Raw genomic sequence first — 24,963 nt, 5'->3', positions numbered from 1 at the left:
GCACGGACAGTGAGGCACGAATCATGACGGACTCCGAACCACTCGACCTCGTCCCTGCGCCGTCGGAGAGACCCGTCGTGCTCCGCTTGCGCGACGCGGACCTCGGTTTCGGCGATCGCACCCTCTGGAGTGGCCTCTCGCTCGACGTGCACGCAGGCGAATTCGTCGCCGTCCTCGGGCCGAACGGGTCGGGCAAGACCAGTCTGCTCAAGGCGATCCTCGGGCAGCAGAGACTGGACGCCGGCACGATCGAGTTCGACGGGCACGAGGTTCGTGCGGGCGATCGGCGCATCGGCTACATCCCGCAGCAGAAGCTGATCGCCGCCGGCACGCCGATGCGCGCCCGCGACCTGGTCGCCCTCGGCGTCAACGGGCACCGCTGGGGACTGCCGTTCCCGACGAAGGACGACCGCCGGCAGACCGAGCTCCTGATCGACGCGGTCGGTGCACGGCGCTACGCGGACGTCCCCGTCGGCAACCTGTCGGGCGGTGAGCAGCAGAGGCTCCGCGTGGGCCAGGCGCTCGCCGGCGACCCCGCCCTGCTGCTCTGCGACGAGCCGCTGCTCTCGCTCGACCTGCAGCACCAACGCGGAGTCAGTGAGCTGATCGACCGCAGGCGGCGGGAGCACGGCAGCGCGGTCGTGTTCGTCACACACGATGTGAACCCGGTGCTCGGGATGGTCGACAAGGTGCTCTACCTGGCCGGCGGCCGATTCCGCGAGGGCACCCCCGATGAGGTGCTCCGCAGCGATGTGCTCACCGACCTGTACGGCACGCCAGTCGATGTGATCCGAAGCCGCGGCAGGATCGTGGTCGTCGGGATCCCGGATGCGGAGACACACGATCACCATGATCATGTGCGTGGTGGGCATCCCGAACCGTCCGAATACCGGGAGCCCGTCGCATGACCGCCACACCCGACCTCTGGTCGCAGCTGTTCGACTTCGCCAACTACGGCGAACTGCTCGCGCTCGTGCACAACTCGATCCTCGCCGGCGCCGTCCTCGGGGTCATCGGGGGCCTGATCGGTGTGTTCGTGATGCAGCGCGACATGGCGTTCGCGGTACACGGGATCAGCGAGCTGTCGTTCGCGGGAGCATCCGCCGCCCTCCTGTTCGGGGTGAACGTCGTCATCGGCTCGCTCGCCGGATCCCTGATCGCTGCCGTGCTGATCGGGATCCTCGGGGCGAGAGCGCGCGACCGCAACTCGATCATCGCGGTCCTCATGCCCTTCGGGCTGGGTCTCGGCATCCTCTTCCTCGCGCTGTACCCGGGCAGAAGCGCGAACAAGTTCGGTCTGCTGACCGGCCAGATCGTGTCCGTTGACGACCCGCAGCTCGGTTGGCTGATCGCCATCAGCGCGCTCGTGCTGGTGGGGCTCCTCGTGATGTGGCGGCCGCTGAGCTTCGACAGCCTGGATGCGGACGTGGCGGCGTCGCGCGGGGTTCCGGTGCGGTTCGTCTCGCTGGCGTTCATGGTGCTGCTCGGGCTCGCCGTCGCGGTCTCGATCCAGATCGTCGGTGCGCTCCTCGTGTTGTCCCTGCTCGTGACGCCCGCCGCGGCGGCGATGCGGATCTCGTCGTCACCGCTCGCGGTGCCCGTGCTGAGCGTGGTGTTCGCCCTGGTCTCCGTGGTGGGCGGGATCATGCTCGCCCTGGGCGGATCGCTGCCGATCAGTCCGTACGTGACGACCATCTCGTTCGTCATCTACGTCGTGTGCCGGATCGTCGGCGGGCGGCGTTCCACACGCCGCGCACGCCCTCAGCGTTCCGGGGCCCTGACGGAGGCCGGGCGTCCGGCTCGGGACCTCCAGAAAGAGCTAGCCTGAGATCGTGAAGCGCAACACCTGGCAACGCGAAGCCGTCCGCGAGGCGCTGACCTCGACGGAAGGCTTCATCAGCGCGCAGGGCCTCCACATGAACCTGCACGAGGCGGGTTCGCCGATCGGCCTCGCCACCGTCTACCGGGCTCTCGCCGACCTCGCGTCGGAGGGAGACGCGGACTCGCTGCAGTCCCCGGACGGGGAGAGCCTGTACCGCGCGTGCACGACCGGTCACCACCATCACCTGATCTGCCGCAACTGCGGGCTCACGGTGGAGATCGAAGCGGATGCGGTGGAGCAGTGGGCCAAGGCCGCCGCCGCCTCGCACGGCTTCACCGAGGCGCAGCACGTGGTCGACGTGTTCGGACTGTGCGCCAACTGCTCCTCCACAATTCCGGCCTGAGCCGATCTGTCCACAGATATCCACCTTCGCCGGGGTCGATCGTCCTGACCGCCCTACCGTCGAAACGTCGATGTGGCACGGTGGAAAGGTGATGACAGTGACGGAAGCTCAGACATGGACGGTAATCGGAGTGCTGGCGGCAACTCTGATCGGGACGTGCGGCCTGATGGCCCGCTTTGCAACAAACCTGTTGCAGCAGTCGATCGGCCGGGTGCTCGACCAGATAGACGCGCTCGACCAGCGGATCGAAGCGCGGTTCACGGGGCTCGACTACCGGTTCGAGTTGATCGACCGTCGATTCGAGATGATCGACCATCGGTTCGAGGCGCTCGAGGTGCGGCTCACGGAGCGAATCGACGCACTGGATGCCCGGATCGGAGTCCGCATCGACGCTCTCGACTCGCGCATCGATGTACTCGACCGGGACGTGCAGGCGATCGCGAACCGGGCGTTCGGTGGTGCATCCGCCGCGGGATCCTGACTCGGTTTGCAGGTGCGCAGCTCTTCAACGTAGTATTGATGTTTGGCTGAGTGGGCCTCTCCCACTCGGATCGTGCGTCAATCCACTTACTTTCGCGAGCAGGTGTGTTGTGCGTGCCGACAAGGGATCTTGGGCGGAGCACTCCTGCTCCGCGGTATTGGAGGAAAACCATGGCAGCAACCTGCCAGGTGACTGGAGCGGTTCCCGGCTTCGGTCACAACATTTCGCACTCGCACCGGCGCACCAAGCGTCGTTTCGACCCGAACGTTCAGAAGAAGACGTACTACGTTCCGTCGCTTCGCCGTAACGTCACGCTCACCGTCAGCGCCAAGGGCATCAAGGTCATCGACGTCCGTGGCATCGAGTCCGTCGTCAAGGACATCCTGGCCCGTGGGGAGAAGATCTAATGGCAAAGCAGCAGGACATCCGTCCGATCATCAAGCTTCGTTCGACGGCTGGCACGGGCTACACGTACGTGACCAAGAAGAACCGCCGCAACGACCCCGACCGTCTCGTGCTCAAGAAGTACGACCCCATCGTGCGTAAGCACGTCGAGTTCCGAGAGGAGCGCTAGACCATGGCCAAGAAGAGCAAGATCGCCCGCAATGAGCAGCGCAAGGTGGTCGTCGACCGCTACGCCGCCAAGCGACTGGAGCTGAAGAAGGCGCTCGTCGACCCCAACGGAACCGACGAGTCCCGCGAAGCCGCCCGTGTCGGCCTGCAGAAGCTCCCCCGCAACGCGTCCCCGGTGCGTGTGCGCAACCGCGACGCCGTCGACGGTCGTCCCCGCGGAAACCTCAGCAAGTTCGGCATTTCGCGGGTTCGTTTCCGCGACATGGCCCACCGTGGCGAGCTGCCCGGCATCACCAAGTCGAGCTGGTAGTCAGCACGACTGGTAGACGCACCAGTTCACTCAAAGGGGGCGTCCGACTTCGGTCGGACGCCCCCTTTGTCGTTCGCGCCGGCGGATGAACCCGTGGCCGCGTGTTCGCAACACGCGTAGAGATTGCTGAAAAAGCCCGCAAATCCGCGAAAACACGCGGGTTTCTGATACATTCAAGGCGGTCAAACCGACCAGACGTAATGGCCCTTCGTGGCCTCAACCGTTCCACTAGAAAGCTGTAATACAGCAAAAAGGTCCGAGGAGGACACTCAATGGCTGACAAGTCGCTGAACAAGACCGAGCTCGTTGCCGCAGTCGCCGCTGCATCCGGTCAGAGCCAGGCCGCCGTCGGTGGCGTGCTCGACGCATTCTTCGCCACTGTCGCGGACACCGTGGCAAACGGTGGCAAGGTGACCATCCCGGGCTGGCTCGCCGCCGAGCGCACCGAGACCGCCGCACGCACGGGCCGCAACCCCCAGACCGGTGCCGAGATCGCCATCCCGGCCGGCCACCGCGTCAAGCTGACCGCCGGCTCGAAGCTCAAGGCCGCAGTCAAGTAGTCTCCGCTTTCGACGAGGGGGGCGCCGCAGGTCGGCGTCCCCCTCCTCGCATATTCACAGCAGGCTCCTTGTGTGCCTGCTCACAGCGCGCACGACATAGTCTTGATCAGTGCCCAGAGTTCTCCGCGTAGCCGGTCCCGTCGTGCTCGTGGTGGTGGCATTTCTCGCTCTGTTCGCGGCCCTCGCCTTCGGTGGCGGGGCGGCCGCGCCCCTGCTCGCCGACCCGGGCGCGCTCGTTCGCTATGGGCTCCCGGCCGCGAAGCTCATCGTCAACCTGAGCGCTGCGGGTATGATCGGTGCGCTCCTTCTCGTGTGCTTCGCGCTGTCCCCCCGCCAGCCCGAGTTCAATCGCTCCCTTGACGTCGCTGCCGCATCGGCGGCGGTGATGACGGTGGCCAGCGCGATCACGGGGCTCCTGACCTTCGTGAGTGTGACGGGCATCCCGTTCTCCCTCGACCAGACGTTCACCGACGGCCTGAGCTCTTTCGTGACGAGCGTTTCGCTCGGCCAGGCGTGGCTCGGAACGACGCTCATAGCGGCGGCCGTGACCGTGCTCTGCTTCGCCGTCCGCAACCAGACGGCGCTCGCGTTCGTCACTGCGCTCGCCCTGCTGTCCCTCCTGCCGATGGCACAGCAGGGCCACGCGGCCGGTACCGCCGGACACGACGCGGCCATCACGGCACTCGGCCTGCACATCGCCTTCGCGGCGATCTGGCTGGGCGGCCTGCTCACCGTCGTCCTCATCCGCACGACACTCGACGGCGGTCGACTGGTGCCGGTCATCGAGCGGTACTCGACTCTCGCCATCGTCTGCTTCGTGGTGGTGGCGGCGTCAGGCTACGTGAGCGCAGAACTCCGCATCGGCACGCTCGACAAGCTCGCCACGCCCTACGGCATCCTGGTGCTGGTCAAGGTGGCCGCGCTCGTCGCCCTGGGCGTGTTCGGTGTCGCCCAGCGGCGCTACCTGATCGGGCGGCTGCGATCGGGCTCGAAGCGAGGCGCTTTCTGGTGGCTGGTGACGGCCGAACTGGCGTTCATGGGAATCGCATCCGGAGTCGCTGCGGCACTGGCCCGTACGGCGACGCCGGTCGCCGAGAAGCTGGGAGCGGCGCCGACGCCCGCCGAGATCCTCACCGGCGAGAAGCTGCCTCCGGCCCTTACCGCGGCCAGCTACGTCACGAGCTGGAACGTCGACCTGGTGTGGGTGATCGGGTGCGCCTTCGCCGTCTTCTTCTACCTCGCCGGCGTGCGCAGGCTCGCGAAACGCGGCGACCGCTGGCCCATTCACCGGACGATCCTGTGGATCGCCGGGATCGTCCTGCTGTTCTACATCACGTCCGGCGGAGTGAACGTGTACGAGAAGTACTTGTTCTCGTCGCACATGCTCGCCCACATGGTGCTCACGATGATGGTGCCGCTGCTTCTCGTGCCGGGCGCCCCCATCACGCTCGCGCTCAGGACGATACGCAAACGCGCGGACGGCTCGCGGGGCCCGCGTGAGTGGATCATGCTGGCCGTGCACTCGCGCGTCGCCGCCTTCCTGACCAACCCGATCGTCGCGGCGGTCCTGTTCGCCGGGTCGCTCTGGGCGTTCTACTACACGCCGCTCTTCCGGTGGGCGACGACCGACCACATCGGTCACGAGTGGATGATCATCCACTTCCTGATCACCGGATACCTGTTCGTCCAGTCCCTCATCGGAATCGACCCTGTCCCCTACCGACTGCCCTACCCGTTCCGGCTCGTGCTGCTGCTCGGCACCATGGCCTTCCACGCGTTCTTCGGGCTGAGCCTCATCACCTCGTCGGGCCTCCTCCTCGCCGACTGGTTCGGCGCGATGGGCCGAACCTGGGGGCAGACCCCGCTCGCCGACCAGCAGACCGGCGGGGGGATCGCGTGGAGCATCGGCGAGATCCCGACCGTCATCCTCGCCATCGTCGTCGCCATCCAGTGGAGCCGGAGCGACGCGAAAGAGACCAAACGTAGCGATCGGAACGCCGATCGCACGGGCGAAGCCGAGCTCAACGCGTACAACGAGCGACTGGCCCGACTGGCCGAGCACGACCACAGCTCGCGCTGACCGCAGTCGTCGGCCGGCGTCGCGAGTGCGGTTGGCTCGCGCACTCGTTTCGTCCCAGCGCACGTCGTTGTACGAGTGCGGCGAGCGACAACGAGTGCGGCGGGCGACAACGAGTGCGGCGAGGGGCACGACGTGCGGCGGACAACAACGAGTGCGGCGGGCGACAACGAGTGCGGCGGGCGACAACGAGTGCGGCGAGGGGCACGACGTGCGGCGGCCGACGCCGCAGTGTCAGCCTGCGACGACGATGTCGAGTGCACCATCCGGGCGGATCACAATGCTCGACAGGGCGACGGAGAAGGGTTCGTCCGTGCTGCGCGTCGAGATCGTTCCGTCGAACAGCGACTGGACGGTCACGTGCAGGTGGGCGATGCCTTCCGCGGAGGCCATCTGCCAGCCGTTCGCTCCCGCCACAAGGGTCACCGGCGGGTACCGCACGATGGACCAGGCGGGCGCACCGACGACCCGGTCGTCGATGACGACACCGAAAGGGCATCCGCTCGGCTGCAGAACGGGCTGCTTCGCGCACGCGTTGAGGTAGCCGTCGAGCTGCGTCTCCACCTGCGACACGAACTCCGAGTTCGGTTGTGCGACCACCGAGGCGGACACCACAGCGCCGGGCTTGCGAGCGAGGAGCGAGACCGGATCCGCATTCAGGTACGTGGAGACGTGCCCCAGCCGGTAGACGCCGGGCGCGAAGACGACGTAGTCGGCCTTCGTGTTGAACGCATCGGCCGGCTGCGTCGGGTCGGCGGCTCGGGTGTCGAGAGTGTGACCGGCCACAGTGAAGGTCTCGGCATGCTCGACGGTGACGCCCGCGACGGCGAGCGGTGTCGTCGAGAAGCGCCAGGTGGGCAGAAGGCCGAGAACGCTCCCGGTCTGCTTCACCCGGAACGTCGACGAAACCGGAGTGCCGTCGACGACCGCGTCGAACGCCACCTGGTGGACGCCGTCGGCGAGCGAGTCGTCGTGAACGATACGGATACCCGACACCTCTGCCAGCACATCCGACCGCAGGAGTTCCCGTGACGGCGCGGTCGGCAGCCCGGCTGCGGCGAGAGCGCTGTCGGACGCGTCGACGCCGGGCATTGCGAGTGCCGCGCGGGCATCCTGGCGGGCGAGCGCGTGCAGGTAGCCGGAGACGAAACCGGAAGGACTGTACACGTCGCGCTGAAGCGCGCCGATCGCCGCTGCGAAGGCGATCAGGAGCAGCGCTCCGATGCCGGACCAGAGCACGATGACGCGGGTGCGCGGTTTGAGTGCAGCGACCGGATGCGCGGGCGCACTGTCATCGGCAACCTCGGGCATGAGGCAATCCTAGGATGCGCTCACAGGGCGGGCGTGGACGGCCTCCCGCGCCTCGTCGGCGGGATAGGCTGAACGGGCTTCGCATCGCAGGAAAGGGGACGCAGGTGGGTCAGCTCCCCCTCTCGGCCGAGCAGACGGCCGTGTACGAGCTCATCGAGCATACGCGCGAGCACGTTTTCGTGACCGGGCGCGCGGGCACGGGAAAGTCGACACTGCTCAACCACCTGTCGTGGAACACCGAGAAACAGCTGGTCATCAGCGCGCCGACCGGGGTCGCCGCTCTCAATGTGGGCGGCCAGACGATCCACTCGCTGTTCCGCCTCCCGATCGGTGTCATCGCAGACCACGACATCGACCAGAGTGCCGAACTGCGGAAGCTCCTGAACACGATCGACACCCTGGTGATCGACGAGATCTCGATGGTCAACGCCGACCTGATGGATGCGATCGACCGGAGCCTGCGCCAGGCGAGACAGCGACCGCGCGAAGCGTTCGGCGGTGTGCAGGTGGTGCTGTTCGGCGACCCATACCAGCTCGCGCCGGTGCCGGGCGACTCCGATGAGCGCGCCTACTTCGGCGACACGTACCGTTCGATGTGGTTCTTCGACGCGAAGGTGTGGCGCGAAGCCGATCTCAAGATCGTCGAACTCACCGAGATCCATCGTCAGCACGAGGCCGACTTCAAGGCGATGCTGAACGCGGTCCGCCACGGGCGGGTCACGAAGGAGATCGCCGACCGCCTCAACGAGACAGGGGCGCGCCCCGCACCCGATGACGGAACCATCACTCTCGCCACGCGCAACGATGCGGTGAATCGCATCAACTCGACGGCGCTCCGGCAGCTACCCGGCCGGGCACTCACGGCCAAAGCCGAGGTCAGCGGTGATTTCGGTGGGCGTGCGTTTCCCGCCGACGAGGTGCTGGAGCTCAAGGTCGGTGCGCAGGTCATGTTCCTGCGCAACGACGTCGGCACGGGTGACGGGCCGCGCTGGGTGAACGGCACGATCGGCACGGTGACGCGCATCGACTCGACGGTGTACGTCGATGTGGACGGCCACATCCACGAGGTCGAACCGGCGATCTGGGAGAAGTTCAAGTACTCCTACTCCCCCGCGACCAAGAAGCTGACGAAGGATGTGGTCGCCGAGTTCACGCAGTTCCCGCTGCGACTCGCGTGGGCGGTCACCATCCACAAGTCGCAGGGCAAGACATACGACAGCGCCATCGTCGACCTGGGGGCGCGGGCGTTCAGCCCGGGGCAGACGTATGTTGCACTAAGCAGGATCACCTCGCTCGAGGGCCTCTATCTGACCCGTCCGCTCCGCCCGAGCGACATCATGGTGGACGCCGACGTCGAACGGTTCATGCGCGAGCGCTGACCAGCCCCGAGGTCGGTGGGTCAGTGGTGGTGGCCGCCCTCGTGCAGCAGGTGCACATTGACCGCTTGCGCGCCGGGTCCGGTCATGGCGAGTGCCGGCACCGTAACGAGCGTGACGGCCGCAGCGCTCACGAGCAGTCCGGCCACGAATCGCCCGGCCGAAGCCCGCGCCGAACCTCTCCCCCGTGCGGCACGACGGATGCTCACGGCCAGAGTCATCGCGATCGCGACGTCGAGGGCGCTGGCAACGAGCAGCGGGAAGGCCGGGAGGGCGGCGAAAGCGGGGGAGACCCCGGAACCGGCGCCCACCGTGGCGATCGCGGCCCAGCATCCGACCGGGAGAAGTGCGGCGTAGACCACGAGACGTGCTGCTGGCGCTCGATCACGCGCCAGACAGGCAAGTGACCACACCACTTCGGCCCCGCCGAAGAACACCAGCGCGACGAGGGCCGGCAGCGTCGCGCCCGCCCCCGTCGCGAGATGGAGCAGCCCCGCGCCGAGTGCAGCCACGGCGAGCCAGGCCCGTGTCGCCGGGGCTGTCGACGTAGCGCTCGGAGCAATGCCGCCGGACGTCTGCGGCACGGAATCACCCCCTCGGCTCGCCGTGGCGGTCATCACGCGACCGCGGCCGAACGGCGGGAGGCACGCTCCGCCCCGAGTCCCACACCCAGGAGCACGATCGCGGATGCGAGGTGCAGGAAGTGGTCGGGTGTGTTCAGGGCGAGGATGTTCGCACCCGTGCCCGCGAGGAAGAAGCCGACGATTCCGAGCAGCAGGTAGGCCGCGCCGACGACGATGTTGACGGTCTTCGCGGCGACGACACTGGACAGGCCGGCGATCAGAAGGGCGGCTCCGATGAGCAGATGGGCAATGTTGTGGAGGGGGTTGACTTCGAAGATTCCGAGGATCAGGCCACCCTGCGTGGCAACGAATCCGACACCGCCGGTGTAGGCGAATCCGAGTGCCCCTACAAGTAGGTAGACCGCTCCGAATATGGTTCCGACCAGGCGATTTGGTGATGTGCGCATTTCACGACTCCTCATTGTGTGACAACGGCGTACGCCGTATACGAACTATTCGGAGGTCGTCCTCGATCGGATTGGAGCCGAAACGTTATGACCGCGATCGGCCCCGCGCTCCGGCACTGATCGCATACTGGCCATCTCGGTTAGAATTCAGGCAAGTTGGTGCAACAACCATCGGGGGATGGGAATGGTTCGAGGCTTTCGTGGGGCGAAGCGGGCGACCGCTGTCGCACTGGCGAGCCTTGTGGCCGTGGTACTCGGAGCGTGCACCCCCCACGCCGACGCGACAGCGCGACTTCCCCAGCAGGTCCAGGGCGCATTCCCGGCGACGATCGAAGGCCGGCTCGAGACCGCGGTGACGGATGCGATGAAGCTGGCCGGTGCATCCGGAGCGCTCGTCGGCGTCTGGGCGCCCTGGGCGGGCAGTTACGTCGACGGACTCGGGACCACGGCGACCAAAGGGTCCAACCCGATGACGGCCGACATGCATTTCCGGATCGCGACCAACACGACCTCGATGACGTGCTCCGTCCTGCTGTCGCTCGTCGACGAAGGCAAGGTGAAACTGGACGATCCGGTGTCGCTCTACCTGCCGCGCATGATCGGTGTCGACGGAATCACGCTGCGTGAGCTGTGCCAGAACACCTCGGGCATCGGAGACTATGCGCGGCAGCTGCGGCCGGTCTTCGTCGCGAACCCGACGCGGCAGTGGCCGGCGATGGAGCTTCTCAGCGACGGCATCGCCACCAAACCAGCCGGCTCGCCCGGCCAGCTGTACAACGCCTCGCAGGCCGGGATGGTGATGCTCGGGATGGCATTGCAGTCCGCGACCGGCATGAGCTGGTCCGACCTGTACCGGCACTACATCTTCGACCGGCTGGGGATGGCGCATTCGAGTTTCCCGGATGCGGGCCAGCTTTCGATCCCGTCACCGCATCCGCTCGGATACGCGACCTCCCTCGACGCGGCGGGCGCTCTGCAATGTGGGACGACGCTCGACGAGACGTCCCTGTCCCCGTCGATGGGATGGACGGCATCCGGTGCGATCTCCACGATCACGGACCTGAAGACGTTCGTGCAGGCGCTCGCAACCGGGTCACTCCTGTCAGCGGCCGCGGCCAGGGCACAGGACACGGGCGTTCCGCTCGGCGGCACCGCCCCGTCGTGGCAGAGCTACGGTCTCGGGATGCTGAAACTCGGCCCTCTGCGCGGCAACACGGGTGAGATCCCGGGTTTCATCTCGGCGATGTTCGCCGACCCCGAGAGCGGGCTGACGGTCGTCGTGGCACTCAACAATTCATCCGCTCGTGCGGGGTTCGCCCAGGAGCTCGCCCAGCAGCTGGCATCGATCGCGTCGAAAGCGCCGTCCAAGTCGGGGAAGCCGGCGCCCGTGGCGCTCCCGTGGTCGGAAGCGCAGGCGGTCACGGCCATGAAGGCCGCCGCCGTCTGCCAGCCGCCGGCACCCAAGAAGTAACCTGCTCGCGCGAGCACAGGGTTCTTCCCGAAAAGAGTGGCTCATAACGGGAAGAACCGTGTGCTCGGCGAAGTGGGCGCGTCAGCGCCGTGGTGCGTCAGCGCCGGGGTGCGGCGGCGCCGTGGTGCGTCAGCGCCGGGGTGCGGCGGCGGCGGCGGTGAGCGCGCCGGGGGAGAGGCCCAGTTCGTGCTCGATCGCGCGCGCGATGAGGCGTCCTCGCGAAGGCGCATCCCGGTAGTGCACGAGCGATTGGGCGTTGAGGCCGTCGATCATGCCGAGGAGCTGCCACGCGACGGTGTCCGGATCACCGGTGCTGAACTCACCGGCGTCGCAGCCCTCCACGAGCACGTCGGTGATGAGCGCCTCCCAGGCGTCCATCTGGGTTCGCACCGCCGATGCGAGCAGGTCGCTGCGGCGTCCCAGGCTCCAGGCGTCGACCCAGACGAGCGTCAGGTCGTCGCGGCTGCCGTCCTGCAGCGTGTCGATGAGGTGCGCGAGGCGTTCGGTCGCGGTCGGGAACGGCCCGAGGAGGGAGGCGACGTCCGCCAGTTCGGTGCGAACGACGGCCGTGAATGTGCTCGCGACCAGGGATTCCATGCTGGGTTGGTAATGCGCGACCAGTGCCGGGGTCACCCCGGCCTGTGCGGCGACGCTCCGCAGGGTGATCGCGGTCAGGCCACCGGACAGGGCGATCGAGCGCGCCGCATCCTGGATCTCGGCAGAGCGCTCCTCCGGCGACTTGCGCTCCGCCCTGGTGCGGTTTGCTCTTGACACGGTTCTCCATCGTAGGTAGCGTTCTCCCATCTTATTGATCAAACGATCAATAGAAAAGGGGTAACCGAATGACCTGGAAGATGCCAGCCGAGACCGCTCCGCACGAGCGGATCTGGATGGCCTTCCCGCGCCCCGGCGTGACGCTGGGCGCACCGGGGGAGGAGGCCGAGGGCGGCTACGCGGCGTGGACCGCGGTCGCGCACGCGATCATGGAGTTCGAGCCGGTCACGATGGTGGTCGACCCGGTCGAACGCGATCGTGCACGCCGGATGCTCTCGTCGCAGATCGAGCTGGTCGAGGCTCCGCTCGACGACTTCTGGATGCGCGACTTCGGTCCGACGTTCGTGTTCGACGAGTCGGGCACGCTCGGCGCCGTCGACTGGACCTTCAACGGCTGGGGCGCCCAGAAGTGGGCGTCGTGGGAGAACGACCGCGAGATCGGCCGCTTCGTCGCGGGGCTGGCGGATGCAGAACTCGTCTCCTCGACGCTGGTGAACGAGGGCGGCGCAATCCACGTCGACGGGGAAGGCACGGTGATCGTGACCGAGACGGTGCAGCTGGACCCCGGCCGCAATCCGTACGCCGACAAGCTGCGGGTCGAGCTCGAGCTGGAGCGCACGATCGGCGCGACGCAGGTCATCTGGCTGCCTCGTGGCCTGACCCGCGACTACGAGGAGTTCGGCACGCGGGGTCACGTCGACATGATCGCTGCGATCCCGTCGCCCGGCACCCTCGTGCTGCACCAGCAGCAGAATCCGGAGCATCCCGATTTCGAGGTCTGCCGCGGCCTGCGCTCCTTCCTCGAGGGCACGCGCGACGCCGCCGCACGCGAATGGACCATCGTCGACCTCCCGGCGCCGGAGACCCTCACCGATGACGAGGGCTACGTCGACTGGAACTACGTCAACCACCTGGTCGTCAACGACGGCGTCATCGCCTGCGGCTACGGCGAGGAGAAGGCGGATGCGCGAGCCCGCGACCTGCTGGCCGAGGTGTACCCCGGCCGCACGGTCGTGACGGTGGACGCCCGCGAGATCCTGGCGCGCGGGGGTGGCATCCACTGCATCACCCAGCAGCAGCCGGTCTGGTCGGAGGCGCGGGCGTGAGCGGGACGGACACCGGGTTCACCGTCGTCGAGGCGACCATCGCCGACCTGCGCGCGGCACTCGACGCCGGGCGGGTGACAAGTGTCGACCTGGTCGCGCGCTACCTGAACCGCATCGCCGCATACGACCGGCACGGCATCCGGTTGAACGCGGTGCCGGTGCTGAATCCGGACATGTTCGCCGAGGCGCGCGCATCGGATGCGCGACGCGCACGTGGCAAGGCGCTCGGCCCCCTCGACGGCATCCCGTATACCGCGAAGGACAGCTACAAGGTGCGCGGACTGACCGTGGCCGCGGGGTCACCGGCGTTCCGCGACCTCGTCGCATCGGATGACGCGTTCACGATCGCGCGGCTGCGCGAGGCGGGCGCGGTGCTCATCGGTCTCACGAACATGCCGCCGATGGCGAACGGGGGGATGCAACGGGGCGTGTACGGCCGGGCGGAGAGCCCGTACAACGGCGACTACCTGACCGCCGCCTTCGGCTCGGGGTCGTCGAACGGTTCGGGGACAGCGACGGCCGCGAGTTTCGGTGCGTTCGGGCTGGGGGAGGAGACCTGGTCGTCGGGCCGTGCACCTGCATCGAACAACGGCCTGGTCGCCTACACGCCGTCGCGCGGGGTGATCTCGGTGCGCGGAAACTGGCCGCTCGTTCCGACGATGGACGTCGTGGTGCCGCACACGCGCACCGTCGACGACCTCCTCGCGGTGCTCGATGTGATCGTGGCGGATGACGCCGAAACCCGCGGCGACTTCTGGCGGACGCAGCCGTGGGTGGAGCTTCCCGCAGCGACGGACGTGCGGCCGGAATCGTACGCCGCGCTGCGCGACGTCGACGCTCTCCGAGGGCGCCGGGTGGGCATCCCGCGCATGTACATCAATGCGGACGCCGGGGCGCGCGAGCCGATCGTGACCCGTGCATCCGTCATCGACCTGTGGGAGCGGGCGCGCCGCGACCTGGAGGCCGAGGGCGCCGAGGTCGTCGAGGTCGACTTCCCGGTGGTCTCCAACTACGAGAAGGACCGCGACGGGGCGCAGTCCATGGTCGACCGGGGGATCGTACCGGAGGGCTTCGCCGACCGCGAGCTCTGGGAGCTGTCGATGCTGGCATGGCACGACTTCCTCGACGCGAACGGCGACCCGGCTCTCCATGCGCTCGCGGACGTCGACGGGCCGATGATCTTCCCGCACCCGACGGGAGCGCTGCCGGACCGCTACGGCGCCTACGACTTCGACGTCGCCGACTATGTCACACGGGCGCGCGCCGAGGGCATCACGCCGCTGGAGCGCATCCCGACGATCGACGAGGGGATCCGCGGACTCGAGGAGACACGGCGGGTGGACCTCGAAGAGTGGATGGATGCGAACGGCCTCGACGTCGTCGTCTTCCCCGCTGTCGCCGACGTGGCGCCCGCCGACATGGACGTGAACCCGGCTTCCGCCGACCTCGGCTGGCGCAACGGCACGTGGGTGGCGAACGGGAATCTGGTGCCGCGGCACCTCGGCGTTCCGACGGTGACCGTTCCGATGGGCGTGATGGCCGACATCGGGATGCCCGTCGGGCTCACGTTCGCAGGCAAGGCGTACGACGACAGCGCGCTGCTGCGTTACGCGTCCGCCTTCGAGGCCACCGGGGCGCGACGGATCGCGCCTCCTCGCACGCCACCGCTGTACGGGTTCGGCGATGTGCCCGCCCGTTCGGGACAAGACCGCCCGCTCGAGGTGGCGGGCACAGCTCGAGGTGGCGGGGACGCGCGCGGGGAGGCCCGAGGTCCGGAGGTGCGGCTCACGGCCGTCGCCGGCCCGACGCAGGCCGGTGGGACCGTCGCGATCGCGATCGAGGGGTCGGTCGCGGATGCGGCGGCCGTGGAGGACATCGCGGTGTTCGTGAACGGGGCGGCGGTCGAGGTGACCCGGGACGGCGACGCTTTCCACGCATCCGCCGTCGTACACGCCTCCGAGCACGAAGCACGACACAGCGAATGGCGAGCGCCGTACGGAAGCCTGATCGTCGCCGTCGCCTACGACTCGGAGGGCGCGGCCGGCGCTGCCTGGGTCGTCGCGGGCGGAATCGCCTAGCGGAGGAAGTCTGCCAGCGCCGGCTGCGGCAGTCGCGCGGTGACCGCGAGGGCCAGCCGGTAGTTGGCGTCCCGGGTGGCCTTGTCGAGCGACTGTTCGGCGTCGGCGCTGTCGCGACCGGCACCCCCGTCCGATGGAGTCGCCTGGAGTGCGGCCCGGAGAAGGCGCTGACAAGTGGCGCCCGCCGACCTGACCTCGTCGGCGAGGGCGATCAGCGCCTGAAGGTGGGCGTCGAAGATATCCGCCCAGACCCCGGGCGGTGCCGCGGCGACCAGCTCGCGCAGCGCGGCATCGGGGGAGCATCCCCATTCCTCCGCGACGTCGGAGAAGTCCACTGCGCGGCCGAGGCCTGCTGCGCGCATCCGGTCGAGCACCTGCTCGATCTCCTTGGTGGCCTGGGGAACCCACCGCGATCGTCCGGCGACGAGGAGGAGCTCGAGCTCGTCGAGCTTGAAAACCAGCAGTTCGACGAGGGCGCGCTCCTTCCAGAGTTGCGCCGAAAGTTCGGTGGCCCCCACGTCGCTTCCCGTCCTCTCGCGTAGAACATCAGTCGAGTGCGACACATCGCGGTAGTCAGACTCTACGATCTCCGCTCCGGCGAACGGGATATTCGCCCCCGGACATGCCGGAACGGGCGGGGATGGTCACATGCCGGCACGTAATCCGGTATCGCCCGATCTGGGGGTACATTGCGCCCTGTAGTGGGGGAGAACAGACCAGCCGGAATCGGCCGGACCGTTGTTAGCGTGAAATCTGAGCGAACACCCGGCGCTCATGTTCGGTACCCGACCCTGACCGAGCATCCACCGTCCGATGTACTGCTCGAGTCCGCCCATGACTCGGAAAAGACGCTCAAGGGGTCCCGCGCGTGAACCGAACCGACCGCAACAAGCTTGTCACCGAGAACCTGCCGCTCGTCGGGTACCTGGTCTCAGACCTGTGTGCGCGGGCATCGCACCTGTCACGCGACGACCTCGCGTCAGCCGGTGCGCTCGCACTCGTCACCGCGGCGGATGCGTTCGACCCGACGCTCGGCATCCCGTTCGGCGCGTACGCCCGCAACCGCATCGTGGGCGCCTTCGCCGACGAGATGCGCTCCAGCGACTGGGCGACCCGGTCGGCACGCAAGCGCATCAAGGAGACGCTCGCCGTCCAGGAGAGCCTGACGGCCGCCCTGGGCCGCACCCCCGATCTGCTCGAGATCGCCAACGCACTCGGCGTCGACCGCGAGACGGCCTCGGCGGCGCTCTCCGACGCATCGCGAACGGTCACGACGATCGACGACAGCACGGCAGACCTGCTGGTCTCCCAGCTCGCCTCCCCCGAGGAGTCGGCGATGGAGCGCGAACAGACCGCCTACCTCCGCGCCGCCGTCGCCGCGCTGCCCGAGAGGATGCGCTACGTCGTCGAGGCGATCTATTTCGACGACCGCTCGGTGAAAGAGGTCGCGGAAGAGCTGGGGATCACCCACTCTGCCGTGTCGCAGCAGCGCTCGGAGGCGATCCGCCTGATCCGTGAAGGAATGACCACCCACTACGCGAGCGACGGCGAGACCGCTGCGGTCGAAGCGAAGACGACGCAGGCGCGGCGCAGCGCCTACCTGGCACGACTGGCGCAGCACGCAGCGGTCGTCAGCGTCGGCCGACTCAGCCTCGATCACGTCCACGCGCGCAGCGCATCCTGAACAGCAGCCCCACCACGACCTCGACAGCCCGACTCCCCCACAGCAAGGAGAACGATCATGCAGGAACCCACCGAAGCCGCCGGCCACGACCCCGGAGACGAGGCCGCACGCCTCGACGAGGTGATCGACCCGTTCGTCCCCGTCCGAAGCTGGGAAGACGCGTTCGCCCGCTTCGAGGTCGAGCTGCAGGTCGCCGTCGAACGTGCCACGCATCCGGTGCCGTGGCGGCCCCCCATCGCGCTGGGCCCGATCCCGCCCGAGCTGGTGGGACGAGCAGCGCGCATCCTCGAGGCGCAGCTGCACGCCATCCGCTACCTCGAAGACGTGCGCCAGACGGAAGCACGCCATGCGGCGCCCGTCGACACGGTCCACGTCGAATCCGCGCCGCACCCGGTGTACTTCGACCTTCTCGGCTCCGACAGCTAACATTTCCGGTGCCGCGGCCGAGAGTCGTCTTCGAACAGCTTGGAGGCGGCGCATGGGCGCGAACGAACTTTCTGCGTCGCTGTGGCGAGAACGCAACCTCTTCGAGATCCTCGAATACAAACTCGAAGTCGAGCACCTGCTGCTCGCAGCCGGGAACTCGAAATGGATCGGACGCGTCACCGATGAGATCGACGACGTCGTCGCGGCCCTGCGCAAGCTCAACCTGATCCGCGACCTCGAAATCGAGCGGCTCGCCGACGAGTGGGACATCAGCGGCCGCGCCTCGCTTCGCGAGATCGTTGCGGCGGCGCCGGATGCGGTCTGGGCCGACATCTTCGGAGCCCACCTCGGTGCCCTACTCGAACTCGCGGGGCGCGTCCGGACGCTGAGAGATGCGAATTCGCTGATGCTCCGGTCGGCCATCCGTTCGACGCAGGAGACGATCTCGTCGCTCGACGCGACCCTCAGCACCTACGATTCGCGCGGTCACAGCGGGTTCCAGCCGGCCGGAGCGCAGCTCATAGACAAGGACATCTGAGATGAGCACCTTCGGCGGACTCGGCATCGCGTACTCGGGACTCCAGGCGGCACGCGCGGCCCTCGACGTGACCGGCCAGAACATCACCAACGCCGGCACGAGCGGGTACACGCGGCAGAACCTGACGACGATCGCCGCCGGAGCGCCGGCGCACGCGACGCTCTTCACGGTTCCCGCCACCTCGGGAGGGCAGGGCGTCACCATCACCGGCGTCGGCCGGATCGGCGACCTCTTCCTCGACGGTGCGGTCCGCAACGCGGCCTCGCAGTCCGGGTATGCGGGAGTACAGGCCGGCGCGCTCACCTCGCTCGAACAGTCGTTCAACGAGCCGGGCGACAACGGGATCTCCTCCCAGCTGCACACGTTCTGGGCGTCGTGGCAAGACCTGGCGAACCGGCCGGGGGATCCCGCGACCGGTTCGGTCGTCATCCAGAACGCCGGCGTGCTCGCGTCGACCATCGCGACCGGGTACAAGGCTGCGGACGCCGCCTGGACGAACACACGCTCGCAGATCAACGGGCTGGCCACCGAACTCAATTCGACGGCCGACCAGGTGGCGGTGCTGAACCGGACGATCCGCTCCACCGTCGCGGCCGGGGGGAACGCCAACGACCTGATCGACCAGCGTGCGCAGCTCACGGCGACGATCGCGCAGATCGCCGGGGGAAAGGTCGTCGACCGGGGAGACGGAACCGTCGACGTCACCGTCGGCGGGAATCTGCTCGTCACCGGCACGGATGCCAACCACGTGCAGGTCACGGGCGCGACGACCCTGGTGGGAGCGGCGGCGTCGCCCGTCCAGCTCGAATGGGCGCAACGTCCCGGCCAGAGTGTCGGGCTCGACAGCGGCGAGCTCGCCGGCGGCCTTGCGCTGGTGGCTTCGGCGAACGCCACGGGAACCGGAGGACCGCTCGCAGAGACGGCGGCCAGCTACAACCAGCTCGCGACGAGCCTCGCGACCCAGGTGAACGCCATCCACAGCGCTGCCGCCACCACCGACGGACGGACCGGACTCGACTTCTTCGCGCTCGCCGCGGGGGGACCTGCAGCGCTCAGCCTGAGTGTCGTGCCCACCTCGGCTGCAGACATCGCCGTCGGAAAACCCGGCGCGGGCGCCCTCGACGGCTCGGCGGCCGACGCGCTGTCGCAGATCGGCACCGCCGCCGGCTCCCCGGACAGCATCTGGATGAACGTGGTGACCACCATCGGCGCCCAGGCGAAGACGGCGATCCAGCAGTCGACACTCGCCGACGGCGCCCTCAAGACCGCGACGAGCAACCAGGCCTCCGTCGAATCGGTCGACCTCGACGAGGAGAACATGAACATGCTGAGCCAGCAGAAGTCCTACCAGGCTGCCGCCCGGGTGATGACCGCGGTCGACGACATGCTCGACACGCTCATCAACAAGACCGGCCTCGTGGGGAGGTCCTGATGATCGGCCGGGTCACGACGCAGACGATCTTCCATGACAATGCGCGCAACCTGCAGACCGCGATCGCGAACCTGTCGGCCGCACAGAACACGGCGACGACCCAGTCGAAACTGAACCTTCCCTCGGATGACCCGTCGGCGGTCGCCAGCGCACTGCAGGTTCGCGGAGCACTGAAAGCCGTCGACCAGTACGGGCGCAACATCAGCGACGCGAACGGCTGGCTCACGAGCGCCGACAACGCCCTCTCGCAGACCTACAGCATGCTCAAGACCGTGCGCGACAGCGTCATCCAGGGCGCGAACGGCTCGATGTCGCAATCCGCCCGCAACGACATCGCGACTCAGCTCGAATCGATCCGCGATGCTTTGCTCGGCCAGGCGAACACCACCTTCCTCGGCCGTTCGATCTTCGCGGGGAGCTCCGACGCACCCCAGGCGTTCAGCACCGCCGGGTACGCCTTCAACGGCGTCCCGGGCAGCAGCGTCGACCGCCGCGTCGGGGACGGGCAGTCGGTCCGGGTGGATGTGGACGGGTCGGCGGTCTACGGAAACGGTGCGACATCGATGTTCAGCGACCTCGACACCATCATCAACGACCTGCGAACGAGCGGGAACCTCACCGCCGACATCGGTCTGGTGGATGCGCGCATGAATGCGGTCTCGACGGCGCAGTCGCAGGTGGGATCGCAGCTGTCGGCCGTGCAGAATGCACAGGATGCCAACGCCAGCCAGATGTCGCTCCTGCAGGGGAAGAAGAGCGACATCGAGGATGTGGACACCGGGCAATCTATCCTGAATCTCACGATGATGAACAATGTGTACACCGCGTCGCTGATGGTGACAGCCAAGTCGCTGCAGACCAGCCTGATGGACTTCCTGCGATGACCGCGCTGCTGGAATTCGTGGACCCGATCCTGGGGATGACCGGGCTGGTCGACTTCGGTCTGAGCGAGGTCGTCGGCGCAGAGCGGCTGTACGCGCTGCGGTCGGCCGAGTCGCCGGACCTGCGGCTCTACCTGCTCGATGGTGCGACGCTGCACGACTACGCGCCAGAACTCAGCGACGACCAGGCCGCCCGGCTCGAGCTGTCGTCGCCCGAGGACGCGGCCGTGTACGTCGTGATCAACCCGGCGCCCGCGGCGATGACGGTGAACCTGCTCGCTCCGATCGTGGTCAACGTGAAGACGAGGAAGGCGGCGCAGTTCATCCTCGACGACAACCGCTGGGGGATCAGCGTTCCGCTGGCCGACGTCGCCTGAGGGCCGCGGCGGGTGTTTGTCGCGCCTGCCGCCTCTCGCCTCCCGTGTCTCCCCGCCACGTCGATACGTGCCCGCCACGTCGAGCGGGCGGGGTTGCACCTAACTGGCGGGCTTGCGCGATGAGGTCGCGCTGAACTCAGAGGCGCGCGGCGGCGGCGGGAGCGCCGTCGACCCAGCCGACGGGGATGCCGAGCGAGTTGACGGTCTGCGGGGTCGCGGTGGATGCGGCGCCCACGACGGCAAGCGCTGCGATGTCCACCGCGGTCGCGACCCGGTCCACCCAGCGCTGGGTGTCGTCCGGCTTGCGGCCGGCGTCGACCACGACCCAGACCTGGTCGGGGTCGATCGCGCCCAACGCAGCGAGAGCGTCGTCGCTGGACTCGGCTCCGAATGCGCAGAACACGACCATGCCGGCCTCGACACCATCGGCTCGGGCCAGCAGCGCCGACCGGCGGTCGGTCAGAGACGCCCGACCCCTTACCTTGATGCCGCCGGCCGCGCGGAGTTCACCGGCACCCGAGACCCTGCACATGGCCTGGGCGACGGCAAGGGCATCCTGACCAGCGCTCACAACCGCCACGAGATCGCCGGGCACGTTCGGTAGAACTGGGACCGCTACGGACGGCCGTGCGGCCTCGAGTTCCAAAAGGGCGGGGAGAGCGGATGCCGCGGGAGGGGGCGGCGCCGCGAAGCCGGCGAGGCTCGCCATGAGTTCATCGAAGCCGGTGTGCGGTGAGCCGGTGCGCTGTGAGCCCGAGTGCGGTGAGCCCGAGTGCGGTGAGCCGGTGTGCGACGGGCCGGTGTGCGGCGCTCCCGTGGGTGAGGGGAGGGCCGTCCGGCGCAGCATTCCGTCCGCATCCTCGGCGTCCTCCGCGTCCGCGAGGAGCGACGCGATGCCGTGGCGCGCAGCCGGGTCCACCTGTACGTCCGGCGGCGAGGGTGGAGCATCCGGAAGCTCGACGACCGCCTCGAAGTAGGTCGGCTTCCGAATCCTCCCGATGCCGCGAGGGATGACCTTCTCGGCCGAGACGATCCGGGCCGAAGGGCCGTGCTCGTCGCGGACCTTCTGGCGGAGGTCGTCGATCGTGGGGGCGCTAAGCTGCAACAGGTTCGGCAAGGCGAATCACCCCCACGGTGTCGATGCGGACATCCGCGGCGGTCGCCTCCGAGTAGGAGAGCACCGGAATCCCGCCCGTCGGCGCCGAGACGAGCCGCCTGACCGCCGGCCGCAGAGCCGGGGCGCACACGACCGTGGGCGAATAGCCTTCGTCGGCCGCCGCCCTCACCGCGTTCGACAGCGACCGCACGACCCGGTCGTTCGTCTCGGGGTCGAGCAGGATCTGGGTTCCCTGCGCAGTGGGCCTTGCGGCCTCCAGCATGGCCTGCTCGAGGGTCGGGTCGATCGTGATCACGCGGAGGGTGCCGTCCTCCAGGTAGCGGCTCGCCACCGCGGCCCCCAGCGCATGCCGAGCCGCCTCGATCAGACCCTCGGGGTCGGTGGAGACCTTCGCCTGCAGCGAGAGGGCCTCGTAGATGCGGGCCAGGTCGTTGATGGGGACCTGCTCCGCGAGCAGCCCCTGGAGCACGCGCTGGACTTCGGCCAGGCTGAGCGGGTTCGGCGTGAGCTCGTCGACGGCCGCGGGGTTGAGTTCGCGCACGCCCTCGGTCAGTACGCGGACATCCTCTCGTGTGAGCAGCCGCGCCGCGTTGTCGGTGATGATCGACGACAGGTGCGTCACGACGACGGCGACGCGGTCGATGACCGTCGCCCCGGTCAGCTCGGCGGCGTGACGCAGTTCCGCTGGGACCCACTTTCCGGTGAGGCCGAACACCGGTTCGACGGTGGCATCGCCCGGCAGCGAACCCAGGCTGCCGCCGAGCGCCAGGAGCTTGCCCGCAGGCGCGAGACCGCGCCCCATCTCGACCCCCGCGATCCGGATCGAGTACGTCGCCGCCGGCAACTCGATGCTGTCGCGGGTGCGAACCGGAGGCACCACGAAACCGAGGTCCATGGCGATCTTGCGCCGCAGCGCTTTCACGCGGGCGAGGAGGTCGTCGGATGCTCCGGAGACGATGTCGACCAGGTCAGGGGCGAGAAGGATCTCGAGCGCATGCACGCGCATCTGCTCGATGATCGCCTCGGTCGTCTCCGGCGACGGCGTGGCCTTCGCATCTTCTGTTGCCTTCAGGTCTCTGGCCGTCCGGGTCTCGGTGGCCTTGATCCGGCGCGACACGACGATCAGTCCGACGCCGACGACGAGGAACGCGAAGATCGGCATACCCGGGATGAGGGCCATGACCAGGGCTGCGCATCCGGCGATCGTCAGCGCGACCCGCGACTGGCCGAGCTGCCTCGACGCGGTCGAGCCCATGTCCTCTTCCGCGTTCGACCGCGTGACGATCATGCCGGTCGAAACCGCCATGAGGAGGGCCGGGATCTGCGAGACGAGGCCGTCGCCGATCGTGAGCAGCGTGTACTTGCCGACGGCCGAGCCGATGTCGAGCCCGTTCTGGATCATCCCGATCGCGATGCCGCCGATGATGTTGATCAGGATGATGATGATCCCGGCGATCGCATCGCCCTTGACGAACTTGGATGCACCGTCCATCGCCCCGTAGAAGTCGGCCTCAGCGGACACCTCGGCACGCCGCTGCCGCGCCTGCGCATCCGTGATCAGGCCGGCGTTCAGGTCGGCGTCGATGGCCATCTGCTTGCCCGGCATCGCGTCGAGCGTGAAGCGCGCGCCGACCTCGGCGACACGCTCGGCGCCCTTGGTCACGACGATGAACTGGATGACGACGAGGATGAGGAAGATCACGGCGCCGATGATGATGGAACCGCCGACGGCGACATGACCGAACGACTGGATGACCTGCCCGGCGTAGCCCTGCCCGAGAACGAGCCGGGTGGATGCGACGTTGAGGCCGAGCCGGAACAGGGTCGCCACGAGCAGCAGCGACGGGAACACCGAGAAGTCGAGCGGTTTGCGCACGAACATCGTGGTCAGCAGGATGACGAGCGCGAGCAGGATGTTCACGATGATCAGCACATCGAGCAGGAACGCCGGCACCGGGACGATCAGGAGCAGAAGGATGCCGACCACGCCGACCGGGACGGCCACCTTCGACAGATTGCGGTTCTTCATCTCGTTGCGCCTCCCGGGCGGGGTGTGGTGTACGGCAGGGTGTGGACTCCGGATGCGGCGCCACGGCGTCTCAGTGCCATCACGAAGGTCAGGACGTGGGCGATCGCGTTGTAGAACTCGATCGGGATCTCGTGGCCGACATCGCACGCCGCGTGGAGGGTGCGGGTGAGCGGGATGTCCTTGACCATCGGCACCTTCTTCGCCTCCGCTTCCTCCCGGATCCTCGCCGCGATGACGCCGGCGCCTTTCGCGACCACGCGGGGAGCGGACTTGCCGGGCTCATAGCGCAACGCGACCGCGAAATGGGTCGGGTTGATCAGGACCACGTCGGCGTCGGCGATGGCCGCCATCATCCGGTTCCGGCTCATCGCCAGCTGCCGGCTGCGGCGCTGCGCCTTGATGATGGGGTCGCCGTCGGTCGTCTTGTTCTCGTCGCGGACCTCGCGTTTGGTCATCCGGGTCTGCTTGCGGTTGCGGCGCATGACGACGAAGACGTCTGCTGCCGCGAGGAGGAGCCCCGCGATGATCGCCGTCTGCAGCAGGGCGACGATGCCGCCGACGGCGCGGTCCACGAGCTCGGTGAGCGTGTTGGCGCCGGGGATCATGAGCAGGGGCAGCAGGCCCTGGATGACGAGATACAGGGCGAGACCGACCACGCCGGTCTTCAGCAGGGCTTTCGCGCCGTTCCAGAGAGCCTGCCCGCCGAAGGTGTGCTTGAACCCGTTGACCAGGTTGAACTGCTCGAACTTGCCCTGGAGCTTCCTGACGTGGATTCCGCCCTGCACGACCGATCCGGCGATGACGGCGACGACCACGGCGACGAGCAGCAGCGCGATGGTCGGAAGGATGGACGACAGGCCGGCGCCGAGCGCCTGGAGCGCGGTCGCATCCGTCGGCGCGCCTGCCGCGGACCCGACGGCGAAGAGCTCGCTCACCGTCGCATTCGTGCCCAGCATGATCGTGGTCGGGAGGAGGAGCGCCGCAGCCCCCAGGCCCAGCCAGGTCGTCAGGTCCTGCGACTTCGACAGCTTTCCTTTGCCGCGGACCTCCTTCATCCGCTTGTCGGTGGCGTCCTCGGTCCTCTCCTGCGAATCAGACATGACTCAC

At 68.1% G+C, this 24,963-nt stretch carries 26 protein-coding genes and 1 pseudogene; 19 read left to right on the top strand and 8 right to left on the bottom strand.

Annotated elements, in window-relative coordinates; translation table 11 throughout:
• The first annotated feature begins 23 nt into the window (after positions 1–23).
• The 9 genes from G3T36_RS05005 to G3T36_RS04965 all read left to right on the top strand — a co-directional run bounded on the left by G3T36_RS05005 (position 24) and on the right by G3T36_RS04965 (position 6,229).
• Positions 24–908, top strand: a complete 885-nt coding sequence (locus tag G3T36_RS05005; RefSeq protein WP_163288422.1) for a metal ABC transporter ATP-binding protein — start codon at positions 24–26, stop codon at positions 906–908.
• Entirely contained in the window at positions 905–1,828 is a 924-nt protein-coding gene (locus G3T36_RS05000) for a metal ABC transporter permease (protein WP_163288420.1), read from the top strand. The genes G3T36_RS05005 and G3T36_RS05000 overlap by 4 nt, the downstream gene beginning before the upstream one ends.
• A 1-nt stretch (position 1,829) precedes the next feature.
• Positions 1,830–2,225 (top strand): transcriptional repressor, encoded by a 396-nt coding sequence (locus tag G3T36_RS04995; RefSeq protein ID WP_163289082.1) that lies wholly within the window; start codon positions 1,830–1,832, stop codon positions 2,223–2,225.
• 97 nt (positions 2,226–2,322) lie between these two features.
• Positions 2,323–2,706: a hypothetical protein gene (locus G3T36_RS04990; RefSeq protein ID WP_163288418.1), complete on the top strand. Its 384-nt coding sequence runs from the start codon at positions 2,323–2,325 to the stop codon at positions 2,704–2,706.
• A 170-nt stretch (positions 2,707–2,876) separates the two neighbouring features.
• Positions 2,877–3,113 carry a 50S ribosomal protein L28 gene (rpmB, locus tag G3T36_RS04985; RefSeq protein ID WP_163288416.1) on the top strand — a complete coding sequence of 79 codons (237 nt, stop codon included), beginning with the start codon at positions 2,877–2,879 and terminating at the stop codon, positions 3,111–3,113.
• Positions 3,113–3,280 (top strand): 50S ribosomal protein L33, encoded by a 168-nt coding sequence (rpmG, locus tag G3T36_RS04980; RefSeq protein ID WP_146321261.1) that lies wholly within the window; start codon positions 3,113–3,115, stop codon positions 3,278–3,280. The genes rpmB and rpmG overlap by 1 nt, the downstream gene beginning before the upstream one ends.
• Before the next feature lie 3 nt (positions 3,281–3,283).
• Positions 3,284–3,589, top strand: a complete 306-nt coding sequence (gene rpsN / locus G3T36_RS04975) for a 30S ribosomal protein S14 (protein ID WP_163288414.1) — start codon at positions 3,284–3,286, stop codon at positions 3,587–3,589.
• Between the two features lie 272 nt (positions 3,590–3,861).
• Positions 3,862–4,149, top strand: a complete 288-nt coding sequence (locus G3T36_RS04970) for an HU family DNA-binding protein (RefSeq protein ID WP_163288412.1) — start codon at positions 3,862–3,864, stop codon at positions 4,147–4,149.
• Positions 4,150–4,258: 109 nt separating this feature from the next.
• Positions 4,259–6,229 carry a bifunctional copper resistance protein CopD/cytochrome c oxidase assembly protein gene (locus tag G3T36_RS04965; protein ID WP_338031468.1) on the top strand — a complete coding sequence of 657 codons (1,971 nt, stop codon included), beginning with the start codon at positions 4,259–4,261 and terminating at the stop codon, positions 6,227–6,229.
• A 231-nt stretch (positions 6,230–6,460) separates the two neighbouring features.
• Here the strand turns inward: G3T36_RS04965 and G3T36_RS04960 are convergent, their stop codons facing one another.
• Positions 6,461–7,537, bottom strand: coding sequence for a hypothetical protein (locus G3T36_RS04960; protein WP_193570863.1), 1,077 nt, complete (start codon positions 7,535–7,537; stop codon positions 6,461–6,463).
• A gap of 104 nt (positions 7,538–7,641) precedes the next feature.
• Here G3T36_RS04960 and G3T36_RS04955 point away from each other — a divergent pair, with 104 nt between their 5' ends.
• Positions 7,642–8,916 carry an AAA family ATPase gene (locus G3T36_RS04955; RefSeq protein ID WP_163288410.1) on the top strand — a complete coding sequence of 425 codons (1,275 nt, stop codon included), beginning with the start codon at positions 7,642–7,644 and terminating at the stop codon, positions 8,914–8,916.
• Between the two features lie 20 nt (positions 8,917–8,936).
• Here G3T36_RS04955 and G3T36_RS04950 read toward each other — a convergent pair whose 3' ends face one another.
• Both G3T36_RS04950 and G3T36_RS04945 read right to left on the bottom strand, forming a co-directional pair.
• Positions 8,937–9,497 (bottom strand): hypothetical protein, encoded by a 561-nt coding sequence (locus tag G3T36_RS04950; RefSeq protein ID WP_163288408.1) that lies wholly within the window; start codon positions 9,495–9,497, stop codon positions 8,937–8,939.
• A gap of 32 nt (positions 9,498–9,529) precedes the next feature.
• Positions 9,530–9,943, bottom strand: a complete 414-nt coding sequence (locus tag G3T36_RS04945; protein ID WP_163288406.1) for a DUF4383 domain-containing protein — start codon at positions 9,941–9,943, stop codon at positions 9,530–9,532.
• 178 nt (positions 9,944–10,121) lie between these two features.
• Here G3T36_RS04945 and G3T36_RS04940 point away from each other — a divergent pair, with 178 nt between their 5' ends.
• Positions 10,122–11,414, top strand: coding sequence for a serine hydrolase domain-containing protein (locus G3T36_RS04940; RefSeq protein ID WP_240148250.1), 1,293 nt, complete (start codon positions 10,122–10,124; stop codon positions 11,412–11,414).
• A gap of 129 nt (positions 11,415–11,543) precedes the next feature.
• Here G3T36_RS04940 and G3T36_RS04935 read toward each other — a convergent pair whose 3' ends face one another.
• Positions 11,544–12,188 (bottom strand): TetR/AcrR family transcriptional regulator, encoded by a 645-nt coding sequence (locus G3T36_RS04935; protein ID WP_338031467.1) that lies wholly within the window; start codon positions 12,186–12,188, stop codon positions 11,544–11,546.
• A 68-nt stretch (positions 12,189–12,256) separates the two neighbouring features.
• On the opposite strand from G3T36_RS04935, the gene G3T36_RS04930 reads away from it, so the two are divergent.
• Together G3T36_RS04930 and G3T36_RS04925 are read left to right on the top strand one after the other, a co-directional pair.
• A complete protein-coding gene (locus tag G3T36_RS04930; RefSeq protein ID WP_163288402.1) occupies positions 12,257–13,294 on the top strand; it encodes an agmatine deiminase family protein in 1,038 nt (345 codons plus the stop codon).
• Positions 13,291–14,964, top strand: a pseudogene (locus tag G3T36_RS04925) (amidase); the annotation flags it as partial. The gene G3T36_RS04930 and the pseudogene G3T36_RS04925, both read left to right, overlap by 4 nt.
• A gap of 404 nt (positions 14,965–15,368) precedes the next feature.
• Here G3T36_RS04925 and flgN read toward each other — a convergent pair.
• Entirely contained in the window at positions 15,369–15,890 is a 522-nt protein-coding gene (flgN, locus tag G3T36_RS04920; RefSeq protein ID WP_163288398.1) for a flagellar export chaperone FlgN, read from the bottom strand.
• 350 nt (positions 15,891–16,240) lie between these two features.
• Here flgN and G3T36_RS04915 point away from each other — a divergent pair, with 350 nt between their 5' ends.
• Genes G3T36_RS04915 through fliW form a run of 6 tightly spaced genes read left to right on the top strand, consistent with a single transcriptional unit; the run spans position 16,241 to position 20,710 of the window.
• Complete coding sequence (locus G3T36_RS04915; RefSeq protein WP_163288396.1) at positions 16,241–17,056, top strand: sigma-70 family RNA polymerase sigma factor; 816 nt, start codon at positions 16,241–16,243, stop codon at positions 17,054–17,056.
• A gap of 57 nt (positions 17,057–17,113) precedes the next feature.
• Positions 17,114–17,482, top strand: a complete 369-nt coding sequence (locus G3T36_RS04910; protein ID WP_163288394.1) for a hypothetical protein — start codon at positions 17,114–17,116, stop codon at positions 17,480–17,482.
• A gap of 52 nt (positions 17,483–17,534) precedes the next feature.
• Positions 17,535–18,020 (top strand): flagellar protein FlgN, encoded by a 486-nt coding sequence (locus G3T36_RS04905; RefSeq protein ID WP_163288392.1) that lies wholly within the window; start codon positions 17,535–17,537, stop codon positions 18,018–18,020.
• Between the two features lies 1 nt (position 18,021).
• Positions 18,022–19,452, top strand: a complete 1,431-nt coding sequence (flgK, locus tag G3T36_RS04900; RefSeq protein WP_163288390.1) for a flagellar hook-associated protein FlgK — start codon at positions 18,022–18,024, stop codon at positions 19,450–19,452.
• Positions 19,452–20,336: a flagellar hook-associated protein FlgL gene (gene flgL, locus G3T36_RS04895; protein WP_163288388.1), complete on the top strand. Its 885-nt coding sequence runs from the start codon at positions 19,452–19,454 to the stop codon at positions 20,334–20,336. Before flgK ends, flgL begins: the two co-directional genes overlap by 1 nt.
• Positions 20,333–20,710, top strand: coding sequence for a flagellar assembly protein FliW (gene fliW, locus G3T36_RS04890; RefSeq protein ID WP_163288386.1), 378 nt, complete (start codon positions 20,333–20,335; stop codon positions 20,708–20,710). Before flgL ends, fliW begins: the two co-directional genes overlap by 4 nt.
• 136 nt (positions 20,711–20,846) lie before the next feature.
• Here the strand turns inward: fliW and G3T36_RS04885 are convergent, their stop codons facing one another.
• The 3 genes from G3T36_RS04885 to G3T36_RS04875 are packed head-to-tail and all read right to left on the bottom strand — an operon-like array spanning position 20,847 to position 24,956.
• On the bottom strand, positions 20,847–21,815 hold the full coding sequence (locus tag G3T36_RS04885) for a hypothetical protein (protein WP_163288384.1): 969 nt from the start codon (positions 21,813–21,815) through the stop codon (positions 20,847–20,849).
• The gene (locus tag G3T36_RS04880; RefSeq protein WP_163288382.1) at positions 21,805–23,856 is read right to left on the bottom strand and encodes a flagellar biosynthesis protein FlhA; all 2,052 of its coding nucleotides are present in this window, start codon (positions 23,854–23,856) and stop codon (positions 21,805–21,807) included. The genes G3T36_RS04885 and G3T36_RS04880 overlap by 11 nt, the downstream gene beginning before the upstream one ends.
• Positions 23,853–24,956 (bottom strand): EscU/YscU/HrcU family type III secretion system export apparatus switch protein, encoded by a 1,104-nt coding sequence (locus tag G3T36_RS04875; RefSeq protein ID WP_163288380.1) that lies wholly within the window; start codon positions 24,954–24,956, stop codon positions 23,853–23,855. Before G3T36_RS04875 ends, G3T36_RS04880 begins: the two co-directional genes overlap by 4 nt.
• Between the last annotated feature and the right edge of the window lie 7 nt (positions 24,957–24,963).

Source organism: Leifsonia tongyongensis (assembly GCF_010686705.1).
GTDB lineage: Bacteria > Actinomycetota > Actinomycetes > Actinomycetales > Microbacteriaceae > Diaminobutyricibacter > Diaminobutyricibacter tongyongensis.
This window is presented reverse-complemented; position numbering and strand designations above follow the sequence as displayed.

Excerpts from the sequence above, each read along its gene's own strand:
- G3T36_RS05005 (WP_163288422.1), top strand. The coding sequence starts at position 24 with ATGACGGACTCCGAACCACTCGACCTCGTCCCTGCGCCGTCGGAGAGA.
- G3T36_RS05000 (WP_163288420.1), top strand. The coding sequence starts at position 905 with ATGACCGCCACACCCGACCTCTGGTCGCAGCTGTTCGACTTCGCCAAC.
- rpmG (WP_146321261.1), top strand. The coding sequence starts at position 3,113 with ATGGCAAAGCAGCAGGACATCCGTCCGATCATCAAGCTTCGTTCGACG.
- G3T36_RS04910 (WP_163288394.1), top strand. The coding sequence starts at position 17,114 with ATGCAGGAACCCACCGAAGCCGCCGGCCACGACCCCGGAGACGAGGCC.
- G3T36_RS04905 (WP_163288392.1), top strand. The coding sequence starts at position 17,535 with ATGGGCGCGAACGAACTTTCTGCGTCGCTGTGGCGAGAACGCAACCTC.
- G3T36_RS04970 (WP_163288412.1), top strand. The coding sequence starts at position 3,862 with ATGGCTGACAAGTCGCTGAACAAGACCGAGCTCGTTGCCGCAGTCGCC.
- rpmB (WP_163288416.1), top strand. The coding sequence starts at position 2,877 with ATGGCAGCAACCTGCCAGGTGACTGGAGCGGTTCCCGGCTTCGGTCAC.
- fliW (WP_163288386.1), top strand. The coding sequence starts at position 20,333 with ATGACCGCGCTGCTGGAATTCGTGGACCCGATCCTGGGGATGACCGGG.
- flgK (WP_163288390.1), top strand. The coding sequence starts at position 18,022 with ATGAGCACCTTCGGCGGACTCGGCATCGCGTACTCGGGACTCCAGGCG.
- G3T36_RS04940 (WP_240148250.1), top strand. The coding sequence starts at position 10,122 with ATGGGAATGGTTCGAGGCTTTCGTGGGGCGAAGCGGGCGACCGCTGTC.
- G3T36_RS04945 (WP_163288406.1), bottom strand. The coding sequence starts at position 9,943 with ATGCGCACATCACCAAATCGCCTGGTCGGAACCATATTCGGAGCGGTC.
- G3T36_RS04880 (WP_163288382.1), bottom strand. The coding sequence starts at position 23,856 with ATGAAGAACCGCAATCTGTCGAAGGTGGCCGTCCCGGTCGGCGTGGTC.
- rpsN (WP_163288414.1), top strand. The coding sequence starts at position 3,284 with ATGGCCAAGAAGAGCAAGATCGCCCGCAATGAGCAGCGCAAGGTGGTC.
- G3T36_RS04875 (WP_163288380.1), bottom strand. The coding sequence starts at position 24,956 with ATGTCTGATTCGCAGGAGAGGACCGAGGACGCCACCGACAAGCGGATG.
- flgL (WP_163288388.1), top strand. The coding sequence starts at position 19,452 with ATGATCGGCCGGGTCACGACGCAGACGATCTTCCATGACAATGCGCGC.
- G3T36_RS04930 (WP_163288402.1), top strand. The coding sequence starts at position 12,257 with ATGACCTGGAAGATGCCAGCCGAGACCGCTCCGCACGAGCGGATCTGG.
- G3T36_RS04960 (WP_193570863.1), bottom strand. The coding sequence starts at position 7,537 with ATGCCCGAGGTTGCCGATGACAGTGCGCCCGCGCATCCGGTCGCTGCA.